The sequence below is a fragment of the Nocardia ignorata NBRC 108230 genome (assembly GCF_001612905.1).
GTDB classification, from domain to species: Bacteria; Actinomycetota; Actinomycetes; order Mycobacteriales; family Mycobacteriaceae; genus Nocardia; species Nocardia ignorata.
In genome coordinates this window covers 50,493-72,659 of record NZ_BDBI01000026.1, presented here as the reverse complement: position 1 = coordinate 72,659, position 22,167 = coordinate 50,493, and the positions used below count along the sequence as shown (strand labels likewise).

Annotated in this window: 19 protein-coding genes; 7 read left to right on the top strand and 12 right to left on the bottom strand. The window is 69.7% G+C overall.

The features are described from left to right. Window positions 1–79 precede the first annotated feature (79 nt). Window positions 80–1,195, top strand: a complete 1,116-nt coding sequence (aroB, locus tag NI2_RS21975) for a 3-dehydroquinate synthase (protein ID WP_067493579.1) — start codon at window positions 80–82, stop codon at window positions 1,193–1,195. 167 nt (window positions 1,196–1,362) lie between these two features. Here aroB and NI2_RS21970 read toward each other — a convergent pair whose 3' ends face one another. From NI2_RS21970 to NI2_RS21945, 6 genes are all read right to left on the bottom strand, one after another. Then, window positions 1,363–1,809, bottom strand: a complete 447-nt coding sequence (locus NI2_RS21970; RefSeq protein ID WP_084476602.1) for a B-4DMT family transporter — start codon at window positions 1,807–1,809, stop codon at window positions 1,363–1,365. Between the two features lie 68 nt (window positions 1,810–1,877). Next, window positions 1,878–2,687, bottom strand: coding sequence for a shikimate dehydrogenase (locus NI2_RS21965; protein ID WP_067493574.1), 810 nt, complete (start codon window positions 2,685–2,687; stop codon window positions 1,878–1,880). Next, window positions 2,680–4,155 carry an endolytic transglycosylase MltG gene (mltG, locus tag NI2_RS21960; protein ID WP_067493572.1) on the bottom strand — a complete coding sequence of 492 codons (1,476 nt, stop codon included), beginning with the start codon at window positions 4,153–4,155 and terminating at the stop codon, window positions 2,680–2,682. The genes NI2_RS21965 and mltG overlap by 8 nt, the downstream gene beginning before the upstream one ends. Continuing rightward, complete coding sequence (gene ruvX, locus NI2_RS21955; protein ID WP_067493570.1) at window positions 4,152–4,694, bottom strand: Holliday junction resolvase RuvX; 543 nt, start codon at window positions 4,692–4,694, stop codon at window positions 4,152–4,154. Before ruvX ends, mltG begins: the two co-directional genes overlap by 4 nt. Continuing rightward, the gene (alaS, locus tag NI2_RS21950) at window positions 4,694–7,360 is read right to left on the bottom strand and encodes an alanine--tRNA ligase (protein WP_067493568.1); all 2,667 of its coding nucleotides are present in this window, start codon (window positions 7,358–7,360) and stop codon (window positions 4,694–4,696) included. Before alaS ends, ruvX begins: the two co-directional genes overlap by 1 nt. 80 nt (window positions 7,361–7,440) lie before the next feature. Continuing rightward, entirely contained in the window at window positions 7,441–8,787 is a 1,347-nt protein-coding gene (locus tag NI2_RS21945; RefSeq protein WP_133733778.1) for a replication-associated recombination protein A, read from the bottom strand. 116 nt (window positions 8,788–8,903) lie between these two features. On the opposite strand from NI2_RS21945, the gene NI2_RS21940 reads away from it, so the two are divergent. The 3 genes from NI2_RS21940 to NI2_RS21930 all read left to right on the top strand — a co-directional run bounded on the left by NI2_RS21940 (window position 8,904) and on the right by NI2_RS21930 (window position 12,296). Further along, window positions 8,904–10,574 (top strand): alkaline phosphatase D family protein, encoded by a 1,671-nt coding sequence (locus NI2_RS21940; protein ID WP_084476601.1) that lies wholly within the window; start codon window positions 8,904–8,906, stop codon window positions 10,572–10,574. A 127-nt stretch (window positions 10,575–10,701) separates the two neighbouring features. After that, complete coding sequence (locus tag NI2_RS21935; protein ID WP_067493566.1) at window positions 10,702–11,055, top strand: YciI family protein; 354 nt, start codon at window positions 10,702–10,704, stop codon at window positions 11,053–11,055. After that, on the top strand, window positions 11,052–12,296 hold the full coding sequence (locus tag NI2_RS21930) for an RNA polymerase sigma factor (protein WP_067493564.1): 1,245 nt from the start codon (window positions 11,052–11,054) through the stop codon (window positions 12,294–12,296). Before NI2_RS21935 ends, NI2_RS21930 begins: the two co-directional genes overlap by 4 nt. A gap of 56 nt (window positions 12,297–12,352) precedes the next feature. Here the strand turns inward: NI2_RS21930 and NI2_RS21925 are convergent, their stop codons facing one another. Beyond that, the gene (locus tag NI2_RS21925; RefSeq protein WP_067493562.1) at window positions 12,353–13,177 is read right to left on the bottom strand and encodes a siderophore-interacting protein; all 825 of its coding nucleotides are present in this window, start codon (window positions 13,175–13,177) and stop codon (window positions 12,353–12,355) included. Between the two features lie 69 nt (window positions 13,178–13,246). Next, on the bottom strand, window positions 13,247–14,416 hold the full coding sequence (locus tag NI2_RS21920) for a phosphotransferase family protein (RefSeq protein WP_067493560.1): 1,170 nt from the start codon (window positions 14,414–14,416) through the stop codon (window positions 13,247–13,249). A 193-nt stretch (window positions 14,417–14,609) separates the two neighbouring features. On the opposite strand from NI2_RS21920, the gene NI2_RS21915 reads away from it, so the two are divergent. After that, window positions 14,610–15,629: a DUF2189 domain-containing protein gene (locus NI2_RS21915; RefSeq protein ID WP_067493558.1), complete on the top strand. Its 1,020-nt coding sequence runs from the start codon at window positions 14,610–14,612 to the stop codon at window positions 15,627–15,629. Here NI2_RS21915 and NI2_RS21910 read toward each other — a convergent pair. Together NI2_RS21910 and aspS are read right to left on the bottom strand one after the other, a co-directional pair. Beyond that, a complete protein-coding gene (locus NI2_RS21910; protein WP_067493556.1) occupies window positions 15,626–16,594 on the bottom strand; it encodes a DUF389 domain-containing protein in 969 nt (322 codons plus the stop codon). The two genes, NI2_RS21915 and NI2_RS21910, sit on opposite strands and share 4 nt — an antisense overlap. A gap of 68 nt (window positions 16,595–16,662) precedes the next feature. Further along, on the bottom strand, window positions 16,663–18,465 hold the full coding sequence (gene aspS, locus NI2_RS21905; protein WP_067493834.1) for an aspartate--tRNA ligase: 1,803 nt from the start codon (window positions 18,463–18,465) through the stop codon (window positions 16,663–16,665). Window positions 18,466–18,661: 196 nt separating this feature from the next. On the opposite strand from aspS, the gene ypfJ reads away from it, so the two are divergent. After that, complete coding sequence (ypfJ, locus tag NI2_RS21900) at window positions 18,662–19,588, top strand: KPN_02809 family neutral zinc metallopeptidase (RefSeq protein WP_067493554.1); 927 nt, start codon at window positions 18,662–18,664, stop codon at window positions 19,586–19,588. 45 nt (window positions 19,589–19,633) lie between these two features. Beyond that, window positions 19,634–20,128 carry a hypothetical protein gene (locus tag NI2_RS21895; RefSeq protein ID WP_067493552.1) on the top strand — a complete coding sequence of 165 codons (495 nt, stop codon included), beginning with the start codon at window positions 19,634–19,636 and terminating at the stop codon, window positions 20,126–20,128. Window positions 20,129–20,170: 42 nt separating this feature from the next. On the opposite strand, the gene NI2_RS21890 is transcribed toward NI2_RS21895, so the two are convergent. Together NI2_RS21890 and NI2_RS21885 are read right to left on the bottom strand one after the other, a co-directional pair. After that, entirely contained in the window at window positions 20,171–21,811 is a 1,641-nt protein-coding gene (locus NI2_RS21890; RefSeq protein ID WP_067493550.1) for a hypothetical protein, read from the bottom strand. Then, on the bottom strand, window positions 21,808–22,137 hold the full coding sequence (locus NI2_RS21885; RefSeq protein ID WP_067493548.1) for a type VII secretion target: 330 nt from the start codon (window positions 22,135–22,137) through the stop codon (window positions 21,808–21,810). Before NI2_RS21885 ends, NI2_RS21890 begins: the two co-directional genes overlap by 4 nt. Window positions 22,138–22,167: the final 30 nt, after the last annotated feature.

Genomic DNA, 22,167 nt, shown 5'->3' with positions numbered 1-22,167 from the left:
CGGGTTCCTGGCGGGCGCGGCCGCGACGGCGCGCGACAAGACGTATGACCAACGACCCGAGAGAATCGGAGCAGCGCACGTGACAGAGCCGACCACCATCCAGGTCCGTACCGCCGATCCCTACCCGGTGATCATCGGTCGCGGGTTGCTCGGCGACCTCGTCGAGGCGGTGACCGCGGGCAATGCGGTGCGGACCGTGGCGATCTTCCACCAGCCGCCGCTGGCCGAGACCGCCGAAGCGGTACGAAAGGCGCTGGCCGACACCGGGATCGACGCGCACCGCATCGAGATCCCCGATGCCGAGGACGGCAAGGACCTGGCCGTGGCCGGGTTCTGCTGGGAGGTACTCGGCCGCATCGGGCTCACCCGCAACGACGCCGTGGTGAGCCTCGGCGGCGGCGCGGCCACCGACCTCGCGGGCTTCGTGGCGGCCACCTGGATGCGCGGGGTGCGCATCGTGCACGTGCCGACCACACTGCTGGCCATGGTCGACGCCGCGGTCGGCGGCAAGACCGGCATCAACACCGAGGCGGGCAAGAACCTGGTCGGCAGCTTCCACGAGCCGAGCGCCGTCCTCGTCGACCTGGTGACCCTGGAAACGGTGCCGCGCAACGAGATCGTCGCGGGCATGGCCGAGATCATCAAGGCCGGTTTCATCGCCGACCCGGTGATCCTCGACCTCATCGAGGCCGACCCGGAGGCCGCGCTCGACCCGACCGGCGAGGTGCTGCCGGAACTGGTCCGCCGCGCCATCCAGGTGAAGGCCGACGTGGTCGCCGCCGACCTCAAGGAATCGAGCCTGCGCGAAATCCTCAACTACGGCCATACCCTCGGCCACGCGGTGGAGCGACGCGAGCGGTACCGCTGGCGTCACGGTGCCGCCGTGTCCGTCGGCCTCGTGTTCGCCGCCGAACTGGGCCGCCTCGCCGGCCGCCTGGACGACGCCACCGCCGACCGTCACCGCACCATCCTGGAAAGCGTCGGCCTGCCGGTGAGCTACGACGCCGACGCCCTGCCGCAGCTGATGGACGCGATGCAGACCGACAAGAAGACCCGCTCCGGCGTGCTCCGCTTCGTGGTGCTCGACGGCCTGGCCAAGCCCGGCCGCCTCGAAGGCCCGGACCCGAGCCTGCTCGCGGCGGCCTACTCGGCCATCGCCCGCGAGACCCCGACGAGCGGCGCGATCCTGCTCTGAGCACGGGCCGCACTTCCACCACGCGTAGACGAGCGACGCGCTCGGAGACGCCGCCTGCTTACGCCGTGTAGGCAGGCGGCACGCCCTGCGGCGAGTCGACGCAGCCGCCCACAGCGCACAGGCGGCGTCGACCGCTGGACCCACGCCTCCAGCTGTACGCCGTCCGTCTATCCCGCGTAAGCGGGGACCGGCTCCGGGGCGGCTTGGGGCTTCGCGGCTGATCTGCGCGCCCGGGCACGACCGAAGCCCACGCCGATCATCGCGGGCAGGAACACCAGCAGCATGATGAACGACGCCGCGGAGGTGAGTTCGAACAGCGCGCCCGCGTCGCCGAGCTCGACCGACGGGATCTGGTCGAGAATCCAGCACACCGCGCCGCTGACGAGCCCGGCGACCATGCCTGCCAGCAGCCAGCGGACGGTCAGGTCGGTGCCGTCGGCGGAGCGGGCGTCGCGCGCGCCCCAGGCGATGGCGGCGCCGACGATCACGATCAGGCAGGCAGCCCGCCAGAGGATGCCGTAGGTCGGCAGGGCCGCCATGGCGAATCCGAGCAGAACCCGCAGGGCGACCACTGTCGCCCCGAGTGCGATGGCACGCAACAGCCAAGTGGTCATGGGCATCACCCTAATCGGACAAAACTAGAACCGGTACCAATTCGTGGATCAGCGCGGCAACGGATCGATCAGAGGTCGAGCGCCGCCGCCATCGCCGCGCGGGGCGCGGGCTGCCCGGTGAACAGCTCGACCTGACCGTAGGCCTGGTTCAGCAGCATCCGCAGCCCGCTGACCACCGTGTGCCCGGCCTCCTCGACGGCTGTCGCCAGCGGTGTCGGCCACGGGTTGTAGATCGCGTCGAGCACCACCGGCGCCGTCGCCACCGATCCCGCGACCGCGGCCGCCGCCTCCGCGGGCACCGTGCTCACCACCGCGGCGGCCCGCGCACAGATCGCGGCCAGGGATTCGGCATCGAACGACGCGGTGGCAGCCGACATCCCGAGCCGCTCGGCCAGGTCGAGCGCACCACGCGCCCGGCCCGCGTCGCGGACGACGATCGTCACCGATCGAGCGCCGAGCCGCGACAGCGCGAGCAGAGCGGGCCGCGCGGTACCGCCCGCGCCGAGCACCACCGCCTCCTCGACCCGGTCGACACCGCCGTCGCGGAGCGCGCCGAACACGCCGTCGACATCGGTACAGTCGGCCAACCAGCCGTCGTCGGTGCGGAGCAGGGTGTTGGCCGAGCCGACCAGTTCCGCCCGGTCGGTGCGCCGGTCCGCGTACGCGAGCGCCGCTTCCTTGCCCGGCATCGTCACCGACAGTCCCACCCACTCGGGGCCGAGTCCGTCGACCAGACCGGGCAGTTGCTCGGCGGAGCATTCGATGCGTTCGTAGGTCCAGGGCAGACCGAGCGCACGGTAGGCGGCTGTGTGCAGTTGCGGCGATCGTGAATGCCCGATCGGCTGCCCGAGCACCGCCGCCTTGCGCGGCTCAGCCACCGGTCCGCGAGCTGTCGAGAATGCCGCTGCGCTGTGCCTGGGTGACCAGCCGCAGGTGCTCCTGGTAGGAGTCGGTGAACTTCGTCGTGCCCTGCTTGTCGACGGTCACGAAGTACAGCCACGGTCCCGGCTCAGGCTTCTCGACGGCCCGCAACGCGGCCACCGAGGGTGCGGCGATCGGCGTCTTGGGCAGGCCCTCCATCGCGTAGGTGTTCCAGGCGGTCACGGCGGCGCGGTCGGCGTCGGTCGTGGCGACCTCGGTGGTCTCGAGGGTGTAGTTCACCGTGGAGTCGAACTGCAGCATCTGGCCGACCTCGAGACGGTTCACGATCACCCGGGCCACCTTGCCCATGTCCTCGGGCTTGGCCTCGCGTTCCACCAGCGACGCGGCGATCAACATCTCGTAGGGCGACAGTTTCGTGTCGGCCCCGGACTGCAGCAGTCCGGTGGCCTCGTAGGCCTGCACGCTCGCGGTGATCAGTTGCTTCAGGATCTGCTGCGGGGTGCCGCTGGGATCGAAGTCCCAGGTGCCTGCCGCGATGAGTCCTTCGAGCTGCCTGGCCCGGTCAGGGCAGTCCATGACCGCCTGCATCGCCCACTGCGGGACACCGAGGGCGGCCAGGTCGAGGCTCGCACCCGCCGCGTCGAGCTGCTCGTAGGTCACGCACTTGCGTTCGGGGCCCACGCAACTGGCGTCGGCGATCTTGCGGTAGATGCCGTCGTAGCGGCCACCGGTGCTCACGTCGTGCTTGTCGTGCAGCAACCTGCCCTCGGACACGACCACATTGCCCACGCGGGACTTACCACCGACCAGCGCGGCGACGGCGTCGGCGGCGGGGCTGCGCTCACCGATCGCGTAGAAGCCGGGCTGCACGCTGTTCATCCCGGCGTTCTGCACGGCCGCCTCGTAGAAGGCCTCGGAACTGGCGACGATGCCACGCTCGTGCATCGCTTCGGCGATCTCGGTAGCGGTGTCGCCCGGATGCACCTGGACGACAACAGGTTTGCCTGCCGGGCCCGCGAAATCCTCCGCGGGAGCGAGGCTTCCCATCAATTTGTAGCCCGCGAAGCCCGCCGCCGAGACGAACAGCAGCGCGAAGACGGCGGCCACCACCCACATGTTGCGGCGGCGGCGCTTGCGTTCGGCCGCCTTGCGGGAGGCGATCCGCGACCGTTTGCCGCGTCCCGCACCGGATCTGGCGCGGCCGCGTCCGGCGGGTGTGGCGCGCGGTGGGCGCTGACCCACCCGGCGCGGCGGTTCGGGTTCCGGTTCGGGCTCCGGCTCGGGGAACTCGTCCTCGTAGCGTGGGATGACGTTCGTGTCGTCGTCGAAGTCGTCCCATTCGGGGACCTCGGGCTCCTCGCGCGACGCACGGGGGTCCAGACCCCAGTCGTCGCGGCGCGGGTAACGCCGGTCCGCCTCACGCGCCCGGTACCGCTCCTCTGCCCTGGCCCATCGGTCGGTCATGCATCATCTCCGACCGCTGTGTCTGCTGCGTCCTTCACCATCGAACTCCGCTCGTCCAACCATCCTTGCAGAATCGACACCGCTGCCGCCTGGTCGATCATCTGCCGCTGGCCACGTGCGCGAACTCCACTCTCGCGCAACGCACGTGCAGCAGACACCGTAGTCAAACGTTCGTCGGAAAGGCGCACCGGAATCGGGTCGATCACCCGGCGCAACTGCTTGGCAAACTTGCGGGCGATGCCCGCGGCGGTGCCGTTTTCGCCGCGCAGCGTCCGGGGCAGGCCGACGATCACCTCGACGGCTTCGTACTCCCGCACAATCTCGGCAATTCTTGCGATGTCGGCGGGTGGACCGCCCTGACGGCTGGATTTGGCGCGTGGGACGGTCTCCACCGGCGTGGCGAGCACCCCGTCGGGGTCACAGGACGCCACGCCGATGCGGACACTGCCGACATCGACCGCGATCCGGCGGCCGCGACCGGGGTCGGTCGCCGGATCGGGTCGATCGGCCGGGGCCTCGTCCGAGGCGGGGGTGCTCATCAGCCGGCGAGTTCGGCCACCCGGGCGCGGACCGAGGTCAAACCGTTCGGGATACCCGACGGGTCCGAGCCGGAGCCCTGCGCCATCTCCGGCTTGCCGCCGCCGCGTCCGGCGATGCTCGGACCGAAGCTGGCGACGAGATCGCCCGCCTTGAAGCCGAGGTCCTGGGCGGCCTTGTTGACGGTCACCACGAACGGCGCCTTGCCGTCGACGTTGCCGAGCAGCACGACGATCGCCGGATCGGTGCCGAGGCGGCCACGGATATCGGTGGCCAGGGTGCGCAGATCACCGGCCGAAGCGCCCTCGGGCGCGGCGGCGGCGACCAGGCGCACGGAACCGACACGCTCGGCCTGCTCGGCGAACGTGCCCGCCGAGGCGAGCACAGCGGCGATCTTGGTGCGCTCGAGTTCCTTCTCGGCCACCTTGAGCCGCTCCACGAGCTGCTCGACGCGGCCGGGTACCTCCTCCGACGGCACCTTCAGCGACGACGCGACACCGGCGAGCAGGGCACGTTCCTTGGCCAGGTACTTGTAGGAGTCCAGGCCGACGAACGCCTCCACGCGCCGCACACCCGAACCGACCGACGACTCACCGAGGACGGTGATCGGGCCGATCTGCGAGGAGTGCTCCACATGGGTGCCACCGCACAGCTCCATCGAGAACGGGCCGCCGATCTCGACGACGCGCACCTCGTCGCCGTAGTTCTCGCCGAACAACGCCATCGCGCCCATGGCCTTGGCCTTGGGTAGATCGGTGACGAAGGTGTTCACCGGGAAGTCGGCGCCGACCGCGTCGTTGGACACGGCCTCGATATCGGCCTTCTGCTGCTCGGACAGCGCACCCTGCCAATTGAAGTCGAAACGCAGGTAGCCGGGCTTGTTCAGCGAACCGGCCTGCACGGCGTTGGGGCCGAGCACCTGGCGCAGCGCGGCGTGCACCATGTGCGTGCCGGAGTGGCCCTGGGTGGCGCCGCGACGCCAGGACGGATCCGCCTGGGCGAGAACCACATCGCCCTCGGTGATCTGGCCCTGCTCCACGGTGGCCTTGTGCACCCACAGCTTCTTGGCGATCTTCTGCACGTCGTTGACGCGCAGCTTCAGCCCCGAGGCGGTGATCGCGCCGCGGTCGGCGATCTGACCACCCGACTCGGCGTACATCGGGCTGCGATCGAGGATCACCTCGACGTCCGCACCGGCCTGGGCGGCGGGCACCCGCACACCACCGGAGATCAGGGCGAGCACGTTGGCCTCGGAGGTGAGTTCGTCGAAACCGGTGAACTCGGTGGCGCCGCGGTCGACCAGTTCCTTGTAGACGGTCAGGTCGGCGTGAGCGTGCTTGCGGGCCTGGGCGTCGTCCTTGGCGCGCTGACGCTGCTCGGCCATCAGCGAACGGAACCCCGCCTCGTCCACGGAAAGGCCCGCCTCGGCGGCCATTTCGAGGGTGAGGTCGATCGGGAAACCGTAGGTGTCGTGCAGGGCGAAGGCGTCCGAACCGGCGATCTGCTTGCCGCCCTTGGACTTCACCGCGGACGCGGCGTTCTCGAACAGAGTCTCGCCGGTGTTCAGGGTCTTGAGGAAGGCGGTTTCCTCACCGACCGCGACGGTCTCGATGCGGGAGAAGTCGGTGGCCAGTTCCGGGTAGGACGGCGACATCAGTTCGGAGACGACCTTCATCAGCTCGGCCATCACCGGCTTCTCGGCGCCGAGCAGGCGGGCCGAGCGCACGATGCGGCGCAGCAGGCGGCGCAGCACGTAGCCGCGGCCGTCGTTGCCGGGGTTCACGCCGTCGGCGATGAGCATGGCCGAGCTGCGCACATGATCGGCGATCACGCGGAAGCGCACGTCGTCGGCGTGCTCGACACCGTAGGCGCGGCCGGTGAGCTGCTCGGCCTTGTCGATGATGGGGCGCAGCAGGTCGGTCTCGTAGACGTTCTCCACGCCTTGGAGCAGCATGGCGACGCGCTCGACGCCCATGCCGGTGTCGATGTTCTTGCGCGGCAGCGACCCGACCGGCGGGAAGCCCAGCTTCGGGCTGTCCTCACCGCGGATGTCCTGCATGAACACCAGGTTCCAGATCTCGAGGTAGCGGTCCTCGTCGGCGACCGGGCCGCCTTCCTTGCCGTAGGCGGGGCCGCGGTCGTAGTAGATCTCCGAGCAGGGACCGCCGGGACCGGGCACGCCCATGTCCCAGTAGTTGTCCTTGCCGTCGCGGAACTGGATGCGCTCCTTCGGGATTCCGGCGACGCGCTCCCAGATCTCGGCCGCTTCCGGGTCGGACTCGTAGGCGGTGACCCAGATGCGTTCGGGGTCGAAACCGAAACCGCCGTCCTCCTGGGACTTGGAGATCAGCTCCCAAGCCAGGGTGATGGCGCCTTCCTTGAAGTAGTCGCCGAAGGAGAAGTTGCCGGCCATCTGGAAGAAGGTGTTGTGCCGGGTGGTGACGCCGACCTCGTCGATGTCACCGGTGCGCACGCACTTCTGCACGCTGGTAGCTCGCGCGTACGGCGCCGCTTCCTGACCCAGGAAATACGGCTTGAACTGGACCATGCCCGCATTGACGAACAGCAGGTTGGGGTCGGCCAGGATCAGCGAGGCACTGGGTACCTCGGTGTGTCCGGCACGGACGAAATGGTCCAGGAAACGCCGTCTAATCTCGTGGGTCTGCACAGCTGACCAGCCTACCGTCTGCGATCCACCGGTTTTCCGCCGGAGTCGGTGGTCTCGGCGACAATCCGGACGTGGCTTGCTCAGCTGCCCCGGATGATGCGACGCAACTTGCTCACGCGGGAACCGACCTCGCGTTCGAAGCCGTGGTCGGTGGGTTCGTAGTAGTCGGTGCCGACGATCTCGTCGGGCGGGTATTGCTGGGCGACCACACCGCCGCGGTGGTTGTGCGGGAATTTGTAGCCCTCGGCATTGCCCAGGGCCTTGGCGCCCGCGTAGTGCCCGTCGCGTAGGTGCGGTGGCACCGCGCCCGCCTTGCCCGCGGTGATGTCGGACATGGCCGCGGCCAGCGCCGAGGTGACCGCACCGGATTTCGGCGCGGTGGCCAGGTGGATGGTCGCCTGCGCCAGCGCCAGTTTCGCTTCCGGCAGACCGACGAGCTGCACGACCTGAGCGGCGGCGGTCGCGGTCTGCAGCGCCATCGGGTCGGCCATGCCGACGTCCTCGCTGGCGTGGATCATCAGGCGCCGGGCGATGAAGCGCGGGTCCTCGCCCGCGGTGAGCATGCGGGCCAGATAGTGCAGGGCCGCGTCCACATCGGAGCCGCGGATGGATTTGATGAAGGCGCTGATGACGTCGTAGTGCTGGTCGCCCGCGCGGTCGTAGCGCACGGCGGCCTTGTCGACGCTCGCCTCGACCAGTTCGAGGTCGACGGTGCCGTCGAGCGAGGATTCGGCCGAGGCCTCGAGCGCGGTGAGTGCCCGGCGCGCATCCCCGCCTGCGACCCGCACGATGTGGTCGAGCGCCTCCTCGGTGACGGTGTACTCCCCCGCCAGCCCCCGCTCGTCGGCGATCGCGCGTTCCAGCACCGCCCGGATGTCGTCGGTGGTGAGCGACTGCAACTGCAGCACCAGCGAGCGCGACAGCAAGGGCGACACCACGGAGAACGACGGATTCTCGGTGGTCGCGCCGACGAGCAGCACGATCCGGTTCTCCACCGCCGCGAGCAGCGCGTCCTGCTGAGTCTTGGAGAACCGGTGCACCTCGTCGATGAACAGCACGGTCTGTTCGCCCACGGCCAGCCGTTTGCGCGCGAGGTCGATGACCGCGCGCACCTCCTTGACACCCGCCGACAGTGCCGACAACGCCTCGAACCGGCGCCCGGTGGCCTGCGACAACAACGAGGCGAGGGTGGTCTTGCCGGTGCCGGGCGGGCCGTAGAGCAGCACCGATGCGGCGCCGGACCCCTCGACGAGCCTGCGCAGCGGCGAACCGGGGCCGAGCAGATGCTGCTGACCGATCACTTCGTCCAGCGAGCGCGGCCGCATCCGGACCGCCAGCGGCGCCCCGGGATCGCGCCGCACCACCGCGTCGAGTCCACGCTCGGGCTCGGCGGGTTCGCCCGGCACGTCGAACAGCTGATCACTCACGTCGTGCAGGGTACCGAGACCCTCGGACACATCCGGTCGATCGCCCGGCACGGGCAGCGAACCTGAACAGATGACCAAATTCTGCGTGTCCGACTTGCGCGCCGGGCCGCGCTGGGATGAGATCGCTGATCGTGGTCGAAAACACCGAGGTCGTGCCCGCGGGGCTGTTCGCCCGCCGCACCCTGTTCAAAGGCAGCACAGCGGCCGCGGCGGCGGTGCTGATCGGTTCGGCGCAGGCTCACGCGACCGGAGCGGTGTTCCGGCACGGCGTGGCCTCGGGCGATCCGCTGCCCGACGCGGTGATCCTGTGGACGCGCGTGAGCGTCGACGACGACGCGACCCCCGGCTCGGGCCTCGGCGACGCGACCTCGGTGCGCTGGGAGATCGCCACCGACGAGACCTTCACACAGGTGGCCGCCTCCGGCACCGTGACAGCGACCGCCGACACCGACCACACCGTGAAAATCGACGCGAAAGGCCTGTCGGCGGGCACCGGCTACTGCTACCGCTTCCACGCGCTCGGTCAGACCTCCCCGATCGGGCGCACCAGCACCGCGCCCGCGGCCGACAGCTCCGTCGACCGGCTGCGCCTGGGCCTGGTGTCGTGCTCGAACTGGGAAGCGGGCTGGTTCGGCGCCTACCGGCACCTGGCCGCGCGCGGCGACCTCGACGCCATCGTCCACCTCGGCGACTACATCTACGAATACGGTCGCGGGGAGTACGTCGGCCGCGCCGGAGCGGTGCGCGCGCACGATCCGGCGCACGAGATCGTCACCCTCGCCGACTACCGGATCCGCCACGGCCAGTACAAGACCGATCCGGATCTGATGGCGTTGCACGCCGTGCTGCCCTTCATCTGCACCTGGGACGACCACGAGTCGGCCGACAATTCCTGGCGCGAGGGCTCCGAGGACCACGATCCCGCCACCCAGGGCGCCTGGGCCGACCGTCGGGCGGCCTCGGCCAAGGCCTACCTCGAGTGGATGCCGGTGCGCGCCACCCGTGCCGACGGGGCGGTACAGATCTACCGGCGGCTGCGGTTCGGCACCCTGGCCGAGCTGTCGATGCTCGACCTGCGCAGCTACCGCGACGAGGAGGCGGGCCCGGTCGCGGGTTGGCGGCACGCCGACGACCCGGCGCGCACCATCACCGGCCGGGCCCAGATGGATTGGCTCACAGCGGGATTGGTCTCGTCGCCGACCCAGTGGAAGCTCGTCGGCAATTCGGTGATGATCGCGCCGCTGGTGTTCCCGCCGCTGGAACCGGCGACCACCGAGGCCATCACCGCCGCGCTCGGCATCCCGCAGGGCGGCATCACCGTCAACGGCGACCAGTGGGACGGCTACACCGCCGACCGCCGCACCCTGTTCGAGACCATCGCGGGCGATCAGGTCGGCGATGTCGTGTTCCTGACCGGCGACATCCACACCTCCTGGGCCGCCGACCTGCCGCTGAACGCCGCGAACTACCCGGGCGGACCGACGGTCGGCGCGGAGTTCGTCATCCCGTCGGTCACCTCGGCCAGCGTCACCGACATGACGAAAACTCCGCCGCGCACCACCTCGATCGCCGCCGAGGAAGCCATCAAGGCGGCCAACCACCACCTGCGATACGTGGAACTGGACTCACACGGTTTCGGTGTCCTCGACGTGACCCCCGAGGCAACCCAGATGGACTGGTTCTACGCCTTCGACGTCACCGACCCCGCCACCGGAATCCGCCACGGCACCTCGTTCGCCGTGCGCTCCGGCGGCCGCCTCGAACCCCGAACCACACCGGTGCACTGATCTCAGCGCGGCTTCTCGGGAATCGGCGCAGAATTCTCACCAGCGGCTGTCGATCACCACCGCGGTCGTTCGTCGGATGAGTACGGCCACCCGACGAACGGGCGACCACGATCCGAAGGAGCCCCCCATGAGCCAGTACCTGGTCCTGATCTACGGCGACGAGGCGACCTATGCCGCCATGTCCCCCGCCGAACTCGACGACATGCTCACCGCGCATCGCACCTTCCAGCAGCTCACCGGCGCGGCCAACCTCGGCGGTCACGCGTTGCAGCCCACCGCGACCGCCACATCGATCCGCCACGACGCGTCGGGTGAGGTGGTGGTGACGGACGGCCCGTTCGCCGAGGCGAAGGAGGCGCTCGGCGGCTACTACCTGATCGAGGCGCCCGATCTCGACGCCGCGATCGCGATCGCCGCGCAGGTGCCTGCCCCGACGGGTGGGGTGGAAGTGCGCCCGATCAAGGTCTTCCCGCAGCCGTGACGACGGCGGCCGCGGCCGTCGAGCAGGCGCACCGTCGCGAATGGGCCTTCGTGCTCGCCGCGACGGTGCGGCTGGTCCGGGATTTCGATCTGGCCGAAGAATGCGTGCAGGACGCCTACGCGACCGCGCTGACCGTGTGGGCGGCCGATGGTGTCCCGGCCCGGCCGGGTGCCTGGCTGACGACCGTCGCCAGGCGGCGCGGCCTCGACCTGATGCGCCGCGACACCATCTTCCGCCGGTCGCTGCCCGAGTTGGTCGTCGACGAACCTGTGCCCGACACCGCCGACCTGGCCCTGGCCGAGTGCGACGATCCGGTGATCCCGGACGACCGGCTCCGGCTGATCAGCACCTGCTGCCATCCGGCGCTGTCCCCGCAGGCGCAGGTCGCCCTGACCCTGCGGTTGGTCTGCGGGGTCACCACCGCCGAGGTGGCGCGGGCGTTCCTGGTGAGCGAGTCGACCATGGCGGCGCGCATCACCCGGGCGAAGAAGAAGATCGCCGTGGCGGGCATCCCGTATCGGGTTCCGTCGATCCGTGAGCTGCCGCAGCGGCTCGACGCGATCTGCGCGGTGATCCACCTGCTGTTCACCACCGGTCACACCGCGCCCGCCGGTGACGATCTCGTCCGCGCGGATCTGGTCGATCGCGCTCTCCAGCTCGCCAGGATGATGCACGCGCTGGTACCCGGTGATCCGTCGGTGACCGGCCTGCTGGCACTGATCGTGCTCACCGACGCACGGCGAGCCGCCCGCGTGGACGCGGCGGGCGAGCTGTGCACGCTCGAACACCAGGACCGCACCCGCTGGGATCACGCGGCGATCTCCGAGGGCATCAGCCTGGTGAAACAGGCTCTGCCACACACCGATCGGTACACCCTGCAGGCGGCGATCGCCGCCGTCCACGACGAGGCGCCCAGCTGGGCCGACACCGATTGGCCCGAAATCATCGGCCTGTACCGGTTGTTGCTGCGGGTCTGGCCGTCACCGGTCGCCCAGCTCAATCACGCCGTGGCGGTGGGTTTGGCGGGTGATCCGGCACGGGCGCTGGAATTGCTGCGTCCGCTCGGCGCGGAACCGGCTCTGGCCACATACGGCTATCTGCACGCCGCCCGGGCGGCCTTCCTCGCCGAGCTCGGTCGAGTCGAGGAGGCGGTCGCCGCCTACGAGGACGCGCTGCTGCTCACCGACAACGCGGTGGAACGAGCGCATCTTCGAGGCAAGCTGACCGCGCTCTCCGGATGACGGACCGGCCGGTCAGGCGACGACCGCCGTCTGGATTGCGGCGGATTCGGCCGCGCTCAGGCGTTCTCGGCGGCGAGCTCGCGCTTCCATTCGCGGAAGCCCTCCTCGGTGCGGCCGCGGCGCCAGTAGCCCGAGACAGACAGCCATTTCGGTGCGACGTCGCGTTCCTTGCGCAGGTAGGGGCGGAGGTTGCGCATGACGGCCTCCGCTTCTCCGTGCACGAATGCCTGAACCTGGCCGGGTAGCCAGTCGGCCGCGCGCACCGCGGCGACCAGCGGCGCGTTCGCGCCGGCGAGTTCGTCGGGCACAGCGTCCGAGGACACGCCGCGATGTACCCAGTGCACCTGGACGTCGGCGGCCGAGGCCAGCGAGATCTCGTCCTCGGCGCCGCCGACCTCGACGAACACCTGGGCCGGTGCGCCCGCGGGCAATGCCTCGACGGCGGCGGCGATGGCGGGCAGCGCAGATTCGTCGCCGACCAGGAGGTACCAGTCGGCAGCGGGGTCGGGGGCGAAGGCACCGCCGGGGCCGAACAGGCGGAATTCTTCGCCCGGTTCGACCGCGGCCGCCCACGGGCCTGCGATGCCCTCGTCGCCGTGGACGACGAAGTCGATGCTGATCTCGCGACGTGACGCGTCGTAGGCGCGCACGGTGTAGGTACGCAGTACGGGCTGACTGGCGGCATCCATCGTCTCGCGCACCGTGTCCAGATCGAACGGCTCGGGGTAGTCGACGCCGGGCACGGGGAAGATCAATTTCACGTAGGCGTCGGTGAAGGCGTTCGGGGTGAACGCACCGTCGGCGACAGTGCTGACGACGCGCACCAGGTGCGGTGTCAGCCACTGCTTGCCGACGACGGTGACGGTGATCGACTGCGGCACGTCTGCTCCCAACTCTCGGATCCCCGCCGACGCTACTCCGCGTCGGGGACCATGTGGGGAGCTACGTTCTCACTCCGACCAGCGTTCCTCGAGCATCGCCGACACCTGTTCGGCGAAGTCGCCGACCGCGTCGTCGCCGGTGACCCGCGCGTCCTCGGCCAGCGCCGACCAGCGGTTGATCAGCGCTTCCGATCGCGGCACGGACAGACCGTGCTCGCGGGCCGTGGCGATGCGGGTGTGGTCGGCGGGCAGGAACCAGTAGGTCGACAACCACACCCAGATCAGGCGGGCCTCGAGGATCCGTTCGGCCAGCACCCTGTCGTCGGCCAGCGAGGGCCACACGCCGACCACGGCCGAACGCCACGCCTCGACCATCTCCTTGGCCCGGCCGCGCGACAGTTCGAAGTCACACAGGCACCCGGGGAACGACACCAGCGCGTACGCGATGTCGAGGGTCGCGTCGCGGAAACCGCCCCACTCGTAGTCGAGGAACCGGGCGCCCTCGTCGTTCATGATGACGTTGTCCGGGCACAGATCCGACGGGCTGAACGCGCGGTAGCGGCCCGCGGTGAACAACCGGTTGCCGTGCACGATGCGTTCGGCGATCTCACCGGGCACCTCGATGCCGAGTTCCGCCTCGAGCAGACCCGGCACCTCGGCGATCGCGGCCTGCGCCTGCTGGGCGATGCCGTCGACGCGGTGTGCCGAGTCGACCCGCCGCATCAGCGCGATGAAGTCCGGTTCGCGGCCGACGGTCGCGGCGTGCATGCGACCGAGTGCCTGCGCGAACGCCATCAGCGCGTTGCGGGTGCCCGGTTCGGCGCGCGCGGCGAGCACCGAGGTGAGCAGCGCGTTGTCGCCGAGGTCCGAGAGCACGAGGATGCGGTCGGGCACGCTGTGCGCGATGAGATAGGCGCCGGGGCGATGTTCGCGGCTCAGGGCGGTGGTGAACTGGTAGGACACCGCCTCGCGCAGGAATGCCGCGTCGATGCTGGCGACGCCCGGTGCCATACCACCGGTGACGCGGTCCTGCGCGGAGCCACGCACCTGCTTCACGATCAGCGTGCGCGGGAGCGAGAAAGCGTTCTCCGCGACACGCACCCGCAGGACAGTGGTCCTGCCACTACCACTGAGCTCCACTGGATCACTCAGCTTCACCGCAGCACCCATTCGCTTTGTGAGCAACTGTTGTGCTGCGGACACGACGTCGGCGGCGCGTTCGGCCAATAGTGCGGTCATCGCCTCTCAAGCTACTCGTACCTGGTCACTTCTAGCGAGCGGTTACGCAACCTTTCCGCGTCGCCCGGCGTGTTGGCACCGCGGTTGCGCGAGTGTGCCTGTTCGCTTGACACATCTGTCGCTCGTCGGGTTTTCTCGACGTCAACTGCAGTGCGCCACACCGCAAACCGGTTGAGTCGAAAGGTCTACCACAGTGACCGACACACCGTCCGCCGCATCGAGCGATTCACCGGGTGGGTCGCCTGCGCCCGGCGGTAGCGGGCAATTCGCCCACGGCACCGGACGCCACGAAGGACCCGATCGGCCCCCCGCCCCGAGTTCCGGGACGGGCAGGCACGGAATGGCCGGTGGCGCAGGCTATCCGCAGTTCGAAGGACCGGGTGCCGCCCAGTACGGCAGCGAACCGGTCGAACCCCCGCCGTCGGTTGCCGGATCGGGAATGGGCGCACCGCACTACGGTCAGCCGGGCACCGGCCCGGGTTATGCGGTGCCACAGGAGAAACCGGAAACCTCGGGTTTCGCCACGGCCCCCGCCGGTGGCGTGTCGCCGGGGCAGCCCGGGCAGCCGTCGGGTTACCTCCATTCGGGAGCACAGGCGCTCGATATCGGGCAGTCCCTGAGCTACGGCGTGGAACGCTTCCGCACCAACCCCGGACCGTGGCTCGGCATCATCGGCGTCGGTGTGCTCATCTACCTCGGTGCGCTCGCGATCGTCCAGATCGTGAACCCCACCTCGCCGTTGAGCGTGCTGTTCCTGTTCCTGGTCGTGCTGGTTGCACTGTGGTTGCTGCAGGCGGCGATGGTGCGTGGAGCGCTGTACGAAACAGACGGATATCCACCGGCTTTCGGGTCGTTCTTCCGTTTCGTGAACGCGGGCAACGTGTTGCTCACGGCACTGCTGGCGTTCAGCGCGACCCTGCTCGCGTCCGCGCTGTGCCTGGCGCCGGGGGTGATCGTCGGGTTCCTGTGCATGTTCTCGCTGCACTTCGTGATCGACCAGGACTACGGACCGGTCGAGGCGATCAAGGCGAGCGGCATGCTGGTGCTGGCCAACCTGTGGGCCTCGGTGCTGCTGTTCCTCACCATCATGCTCGTCACCTTCGTCGGTGTACTCGCCTGCGGGATCGGCCTGTTCGTCGCGGGGCCGGTGTGCGCCATCGCGGTCACCTACGCCTACCGGATGCTCACCGCCGGGCCGGTCGCCCGCGTCTAGTGTTCGAGCGGGGTGCGCATCCCGATCGCCCGTTTGAAGCGGCCGATCGGGCCTGATTCGTCGCCCGCACGCGGTCGCAGTTCCAGCACGAGTACACCGGCAACCACGATGCCGATCAGGTTCACCGCGAGCTGACCCGCCGACTCGAACGCCCGGTGCCACTGACCGAGCGTCGCGGCCACCACCGCATAGCCTGCCGCGGGCACGGTGGTCACCGAGATGAACACCCCGATCAGGGCGGCCGATTTCGCGGTGACCAGCGAGAGCATGCCTGCCGCCCCGGCCAGCAGGGCCACGACCAGGGAGAACGGCCCGACCTGGTAGATGAAGTCGACATTGTGCGCGTCCATCACACCTTCGATGGTGATCCAGCCCAGCCGCTCCCACAGCATGGTGGCGAACAACGTGATCGTCATCGCGACGGGAAACGCCACGGCCAACGCGATCATCGACCGCCGGGCCAGCCGCCAATTGCGGCGGACGAGCGCGACCGACAGCGCGGCCAGCGGCCCGAACTCCGGGCCGACCACCATCGCGCCGACGATGGTGACGGGCGAATTCGTCGCCACCCCGATCGAGGCGAGCAGGCACGCGATGGTCAAGAACGCGAGGAAGGTGGAGTTGAGCGAGGACTCCTCGTGGGTCTCCACGAGCAGCTGCTCCCAGACCACGGCGTCGCTCGGATCGCCGGGCGCCGCGTGGACCGCGCGGTCGGCGGCGTCGGACAGCACCGCTTCCACCGGCCCCAGCGTGATGCCACCGGTGTGGACCAGTCCGAGCGACTTCACGTCGTCGAGGATCTTGTTGGCCGCCTCGCGGGCGATGTCGGCCTGGACGAGGTCGCCGCCGGGGTCGACCGCGATGCCGGGCGCCACCGTCAGATGGGTGACGCCCGCATCGGCTTCGAGGAGACGGACCAGCTCAGCGGTCTGCTCGGGTGGACTGATTATGCGCAGATGCAGCACCGATAGCCTCCTGGTCACCGGTCCCCCACGGGACCATCCCAGAAGCTACCGGTGCCGCTTTCCGGTCGCTACTTCTGCGCCGCAACAGCTTTCGGCGCGTCGCCGCCCTTGACCTCGGGCTTGGCGTCGATGCCCGCTTCCTTGCGCTGCTGGGCGGTGATCGGCGCGGGCGCGTCGGTGAGCGGGTCGACGCCGCCACCGGTCTTCGGGAACGCGATCACCTCGCGGATCGAGTCCTCCCCGGCCAGCAGGGCGGTGATGCGGTCCCAGCCGAAGGCGATACCGCCCATGGGCGGGGCGCCGTAGGAGAAGGCGTCGAGCAGGAAGCCGAACTTCTCCTGGGCCTCGTCGTGATCGATGCCCATCACCGCGAACACCCGTTCCTGCACGTCACGGCGGTGGATACGGATGGAACCGCCGCCGATCTCGTTGCCGTTGCAGACGATGTCGTAGGCGTAGGCCAGCGCCGAACCCGGGTCGGTGTCGAAGGTGTCCATCGACTCCGGCTTGGGCGAGGTGAAGGCATGGTGCACCGCGGTCCAGGACGAATGGCCCAGGGCCACGTCGCCGCTCGCGGTGGCCTCGGCGGCCGGCTCGAACATCGGTGCGTCGACGATCCAGACGAAGGCCCAGGCGTTCGGGTCGATCAGGTCGCACTTGCGGGCGATCTCGCCGCGCGCGGCACCGAGCAGGGCACGCTGTGCCTTAGTCGGTCCGGCGGCGAAGAACACGCAGTCACCGGGCTCAGCACCCACGTGCTTGGCCAGGCCCTCGCGCTCGGCGTCGGACAGGTTCTTGGCGACCGGGCCGCCGAGAGTGCCGTCCTCGTTGATCAGGATGTACGCGAGACCCTTGGCGCCGCGCTGCTTGGCCCACTCCTGCCAGGCATCGAGCTGACGGCGCGGCTGGCTCGCGCCACCAGGCATCACCACCGCGCCCACGTACTCGGCTTGGAACACCCGGAACGGGGTCTCCTTGAAGTAGTCGGTGCACTCGGTGATCTCGATACCGAAGCGCAGGTCGGGCTTGTCGGAACCGAAGCGGCGCATCGCCTCCGCGTAGGTCATGTGCGGGATCGGGGTGACGATGTCGTGGCCGACCAGCTTCCACAGCGCGGTGAGGATGTCCTCGGCCAGCAGGATCACGTCCTCCTGGCGCACGAAGCTCATCTCGATGTCGAGCTGGGTGAACTCCGGCTGACGGTCGGCGCGGAAGTCCTCGTCGCGGTAGCAGCGCGCGATCTGGTAGTAGCGCTCGATACCGCCGACCATCAGCAGCTGCTTGAACAGCTGCGGGCTCTGCGGCAGCGCGTAGAAGCTGCCCGGCTGCAGGCGGGCGGGGACCAGGAAGTCGCGGGCGCCTTCCGGGGTGGACCGGGTGAGCGTCGGGGTCTCGACCTCGATGAACTCGTGGGCGCCGAGCACCTCGCGGGCGGCGGCGTTGACCTTGGACCGCAGGCGGATGGCGTGGCCGGGACCCTCGCGGCGCAGGTCGAGGTAGCGGTACTTGAGGCGGGCCTCGTCGCCGGGGGTCTCGTCGAGCTGGAACGGCAGCGGCGCGCTCTCGTTGAGCACGACCAGTTCGCGGACGTCGACCTCGATCTGGCCGGTCGGCAGTTCGGGGTTCTCGTTGCCGTCGGGACGCTGCTCCACCACACCGGTGATCTGCACGCAGTACTCCGCGCGCAGCTTGTGGGCCTGCTCGGCCGCCTCGCCTTCGCGGAACACCGCCTGCGCGACTCCCGAGGCGTCACGCAGATCGATGAAGATCACGCCACCGTGGTCACGCCGCCGGGCCACCCAGCCGGTGAGGGTGACGGTCTGACCGGCGTGCTCGCTTCGCAGCGAACCAGCCAAGTGGGTGCGCAGCACGGTATTCCTTTCGACGATTTTTCGCACCGTGGAGAACACCCGGCGCACGACCATCGTAGTGAGACACGATGGGCGAGGGAAAACCGATATCTTCCGCGCCGTGTCAAGCTTGTCGCGCGCCCTGCGCGACGGCTGCGCGCGCGGTGGCCAATGGTGCTGCAGGGCAGTGGACAACCGAGCGAAGGCGAGTACCGCGATGACCTTCAACGAGGGTATGCAGATCGATCCGGGCCGGGCATCCTCGGGCGGCGGACCCGGGATGGGCGGCAAGCTGGCCGTCGGTGGTGGCGCGGGTGGGCTGATCCTGCTGGTGGTCGGCCTGCTGTTCGGCGTCGACCTGACCGGGTCCGGCAACGGAACCGGCCTGTCCGGCGGTCAGTACCAGGGCGGCGATGTCACCGCCGGGACGCCTGAACACTGCAAAACCGGTGCCGATGCGAACAAGTACGTCGACTGCCGGGTGGTGCTCACCGCGCAGAGCCTGGACGCGGTGTGGGGTGCGGAACTGCCCAAGCAGACCGGTCAGCGGTACGTACGGCCCGAACTCGTCCTGTTCACGGGGGCGGTGAACACCGGGTGTGGTAACGCGACCAGCGATGTCGGCCCGTTCTACTGCCCCGCCGATCGCACCGCCTACTTCGACACCAGCTTCTTCCAGGAACTCGTCGACCGGTTCGGCGCGAGTGCCGGGCCGCTGGCGCAGGAGTACGTGGTCGCCCACGAGGTCGGCCATCACATCCAGAACCAGCTCGGCGATATCGGCCGCGCGCAGCAGGATCCGCGCGGACCCGAATCCGGTGCGGTGCGCACCGAACTGCAGGCCGACTGCTATGCGGGCATGTGGGCGCATTTCGCCGACAAGCAGAACGCGCCGGGCAGCACGCAGCCGTTCCTGAAGCCGTTGTCGGACAATGACATCCGCGACGCGCTGTCGGCCGCCAACGCTGTCGGCGACGACCGCATCCAGCGTGCGGCGGGCCGTGGCGTGAATCCGGAATCGTGGACGCACGGGTCCTCTGATCAGCGCCAGAAGTGGTTCCTCGCCGGTTACCGAAGTGGTTCGGTGCAGTCCTGCGATACCTATTCCGCCACCGACCTGAACAATCCCCCCGGGTTACGCTGACCCTCGAACCCGATCCGACACAGCGTTTTTCATCGAGGGGAAACCATGCGCCTGCCCATCATCGGTCTGCTCGTCTGCGCGCTCGCACTGCCCGGTGCGGGCGCGCTCGCCCATGCCGAACCGGCGCCGCTACCCCTGATCAGTGTCACCACCATCCCCGCCGGGTGGTCGACACGCACCGATCTGCGGCCGGTGCTGCAGGTGTTCGACGACGGCACGGCCGTGTACCGGCCCGACGCGGTGAGTAAGGACCGCAAGGCCGAGACCGCGCCGAAGGAGGAGCGGGGAAAGGTTGCCGCCGACGTGATCTCGGCCGCGCGCGAGGAGATCGAGGCGCTGCAGGAGATCGACTTCGGCATCCCTGCCGGTGAGGGCAAGGGCGCCCAGATCGTCGACCTGCTCACCGAGGATCCGGCCGAGGACGCCCACCTGGTGGTCTACTCTCCCGACGCGGCCGACGGCCTCAACCCTGAGCAGCAGGCCGCGCGCAAGCGTTTCACCGACCTCACCAAGAAGCTGGTCGACGCCTTCAAGAAGTGAGTCGACGGCCGCCCGCGGCGCCGGGCCGCGGGCGAACCTCGATCAGAACCGGTCTTCGTCGGCGGTGCGTTCGTCCTCGTGGACGGCGCCGATGACCTCGGGCGTGGCTTCGCCGAGGAGACCGGTGAGGTCTTCGTTGCCGGTGCGGCTCTGGTAGGGCTGCACCGTGCGGCCGTGTTCCTCGTCGTTGGCGCGCTGGCCCGCGCCTGCCGCACCCGGGCTGCCGCCCATGAATCCGGAACCCGCGCTCGCGGGCGTGGTGCTCGCACCACCCATCCCGGTGCCGAGTCCCGTCGCCATCACGCGACCGGCGGCGGGCATCGCGGAGCCGGGCAGTGCCGTCGACTTCGGCGAGCCGGTGCTCGGAGTGCCGCTCGAGCTGCCGCCACCGCCTCCGCCACCGCCGCCACCGCGCGCGGTACCGAGGGCGCCGAGCGCGGCACTCGAGCCACCGCCGCCGCCCGTGCCACCGGTGCCCGCCGGGCTGGTGCCCGCCGGGGAGGTGGTGGTTCCACCGGTGCCGCCGGTGCTGGCCGCACTGGTCTCGGTGGCGCTGCTCAGCGCGTCCTCGGCCTGGGTGAGCAGCGGTTCGCCGATGTTCTCGGACGCGGCCGAGAGCACCTCTTCCGGCGAGGGCAGTCCGCTCTGGCTCGCGAGCTGACCGACCACACCGCTGAGTTCACCGGTGTACCCGGCCAATTGGCCGCGGGTGGCGTTGACGACCGTGACCGCCTCGCCGAGGTGGGTCGTCGCCAGGCCGATCAGCGTGGCCTGGGTGGGCGGCAGCATGATGGTCGGGGCGAGCGCCGTCGCCTGCGCGGCGAAGGTGGTGGCGATGGAGGTGAGCTGGGCGTTGCCCGTCTGCACGACCGCGGCCGCCTGCTGGGTGAGCGCGGAGATGTCGATGCCGCGCTGACTGGTCTCCTGCCCCTGGGCCTGCGCCTGCTGGCTGGCGGTGGTCGCGGCGTCGGCGGCCTGGCCCTCCCACAGTTGCTGCACGGTTTTCACGCCGCCCTGGGCCAGGGTCATGGCCTGTTCGATGACGGCCGAGGAGTTGCTCAGGATGGAGGTGGGGTCGAGCGAGCCGAACACGCCGGTGCCGAAGCTGCTGAGCAGGTCGAGGAACGGCTGGAACAGCGTCTCGATGCCGGGCAGCGCGGGCAGCGACAGGCCGTTCATCAGGGCCGCGACCGGGTCTTCGGTGAGGGTGGTCGCGGCGGCCGAGTTGCCACCGGCCCCGGTGTTCGAGGCACCACCCGCACCACCCGCGCCGCCCGTCGCCCCGGTGACGGCGCTCCTGGCCTGGTTCATCAGGGTCTCGGCGGTGCCGAACGGGTCGATCGTGGCCTGGCTCAGCGCGCCCTGCACGTCGGTGAGCGCCGAGGACGCGTCGTCCGAGATACCGGTCAGAATGTCCTGGGCGTCCGTGCCCGCACCGAGCCCGGAGAGGCCGGGCAGTCCGGTCGGCATGCCGACCTGCTGGGTTTCCTCGGTGATCTTCTGGGCGAGGGTGAAGACCGGTTCCTCGACGTCCTCGGGCAGCTGCACCAGCGGCACGTCGAGAATGGCCTGACCCGCCAGCTCCTGCGGCACGGCGCCGAGCGCGGACTGTGTCTCGGTCTCGGCGGTGGCCAGCGACGCTTCCGGGCTGATCACGCCGGTGTCCGCGCTCAGCGGCTTCATGCCGCGCCCCCGATCCCGGCGGCCTGGCGCGCGATCTGCGCCGCGTTGTCGATGTCGGTGGCGTCGAAGGTCACCGACGAGCGGAACGCCGCGTCCGACAGCGACCCGAACTTGGCGGACAGCTCATTGATGTCCTTGGCCTGCAACACCTGCGCGGCCGCGAACATCGCCAGGTAGTCGGCGCCGATGAGCCCGAACACGGGTGTCATCGCGGAGACATTGGCGACCAGGTCGAAATTGCCCGCCGCCGCGATCTGCCCCGCCACCCCGGCATTGGTCGTCGCGAACGCGTTGACACCTTCGGTTTGCACCGAGAGATCGGTCATGCGAATCCCCCACTCGTCGTGAAAAGTCGG

Coding starts and splice junctions, on each gene's coding strand:
- NI2_RS21920 (WP_067493560.1), bottom strand. CDS start 14,416: ATGACCGCACTATTGGCCGAACGCGCCGCCGACGTCGTGTCCGCAGCA.
- NI2_RS21935 (WP_067493566.1), top strand. CDS start 10,702: ATGAGCCAGTACCTGGTCCTGATCTACGGCGACGAGGCGACCTATGCC.
- NI2_RS21970 (WP_084476602.1), bottom strand. CDS start 1,809: ATGACCACTTGGCTGTTGCGTGCCATCGCACTCGGGGCGACAGTGGTC.
- ruvX (WP_067493570.1), bottom strand. CDS start 4,694: ATGAGCACCCCCGCCTCGGACGAGGCCCCGGCCGATCGACCCGATCCG.
- NI2_RS21895 (WP_067493552.1), top strand. CDS start 19,634: ATGCGCCTGCCCATCATCGGTCTGCTCGTCTGCGCGCTCGCACTGCCC.
- ypfJ (WP_067493554.1), top strand. CDS start 18,662: ATGACCTTCAACGAGGGTATGCAGATCGATCCGGGCCGGGCATCCTCG.
- NI2_RS21885 (WP_067493548.1), bottom strand. CDS start 22,137: ATGACCGATCTCTCGGTGCAAACCGAAGGTGTCAACGCGTTCGCGACG.
- NI2_RS21940 (WP_084476601.1), top strand. CDS start 8,904: ATGAGATCGCTGATCGTGGTCGAAAACACCGAGGTCGTGCCCGCGGGG.
- NI2_RS21890 (WP_067493550.1), bottom strand. CDS start 21,811: ATGAAGCCGCTGAGCGCGGACACCGGCGTGATCAGCCCGGAAGCGTCG.
- mltG (WP_067493572.1), bottom strand. CDS start 4,155: ATGACCGACCGATGGGCCAGGGCAGAGGAGCGGTACCGGGCGCGTGAG.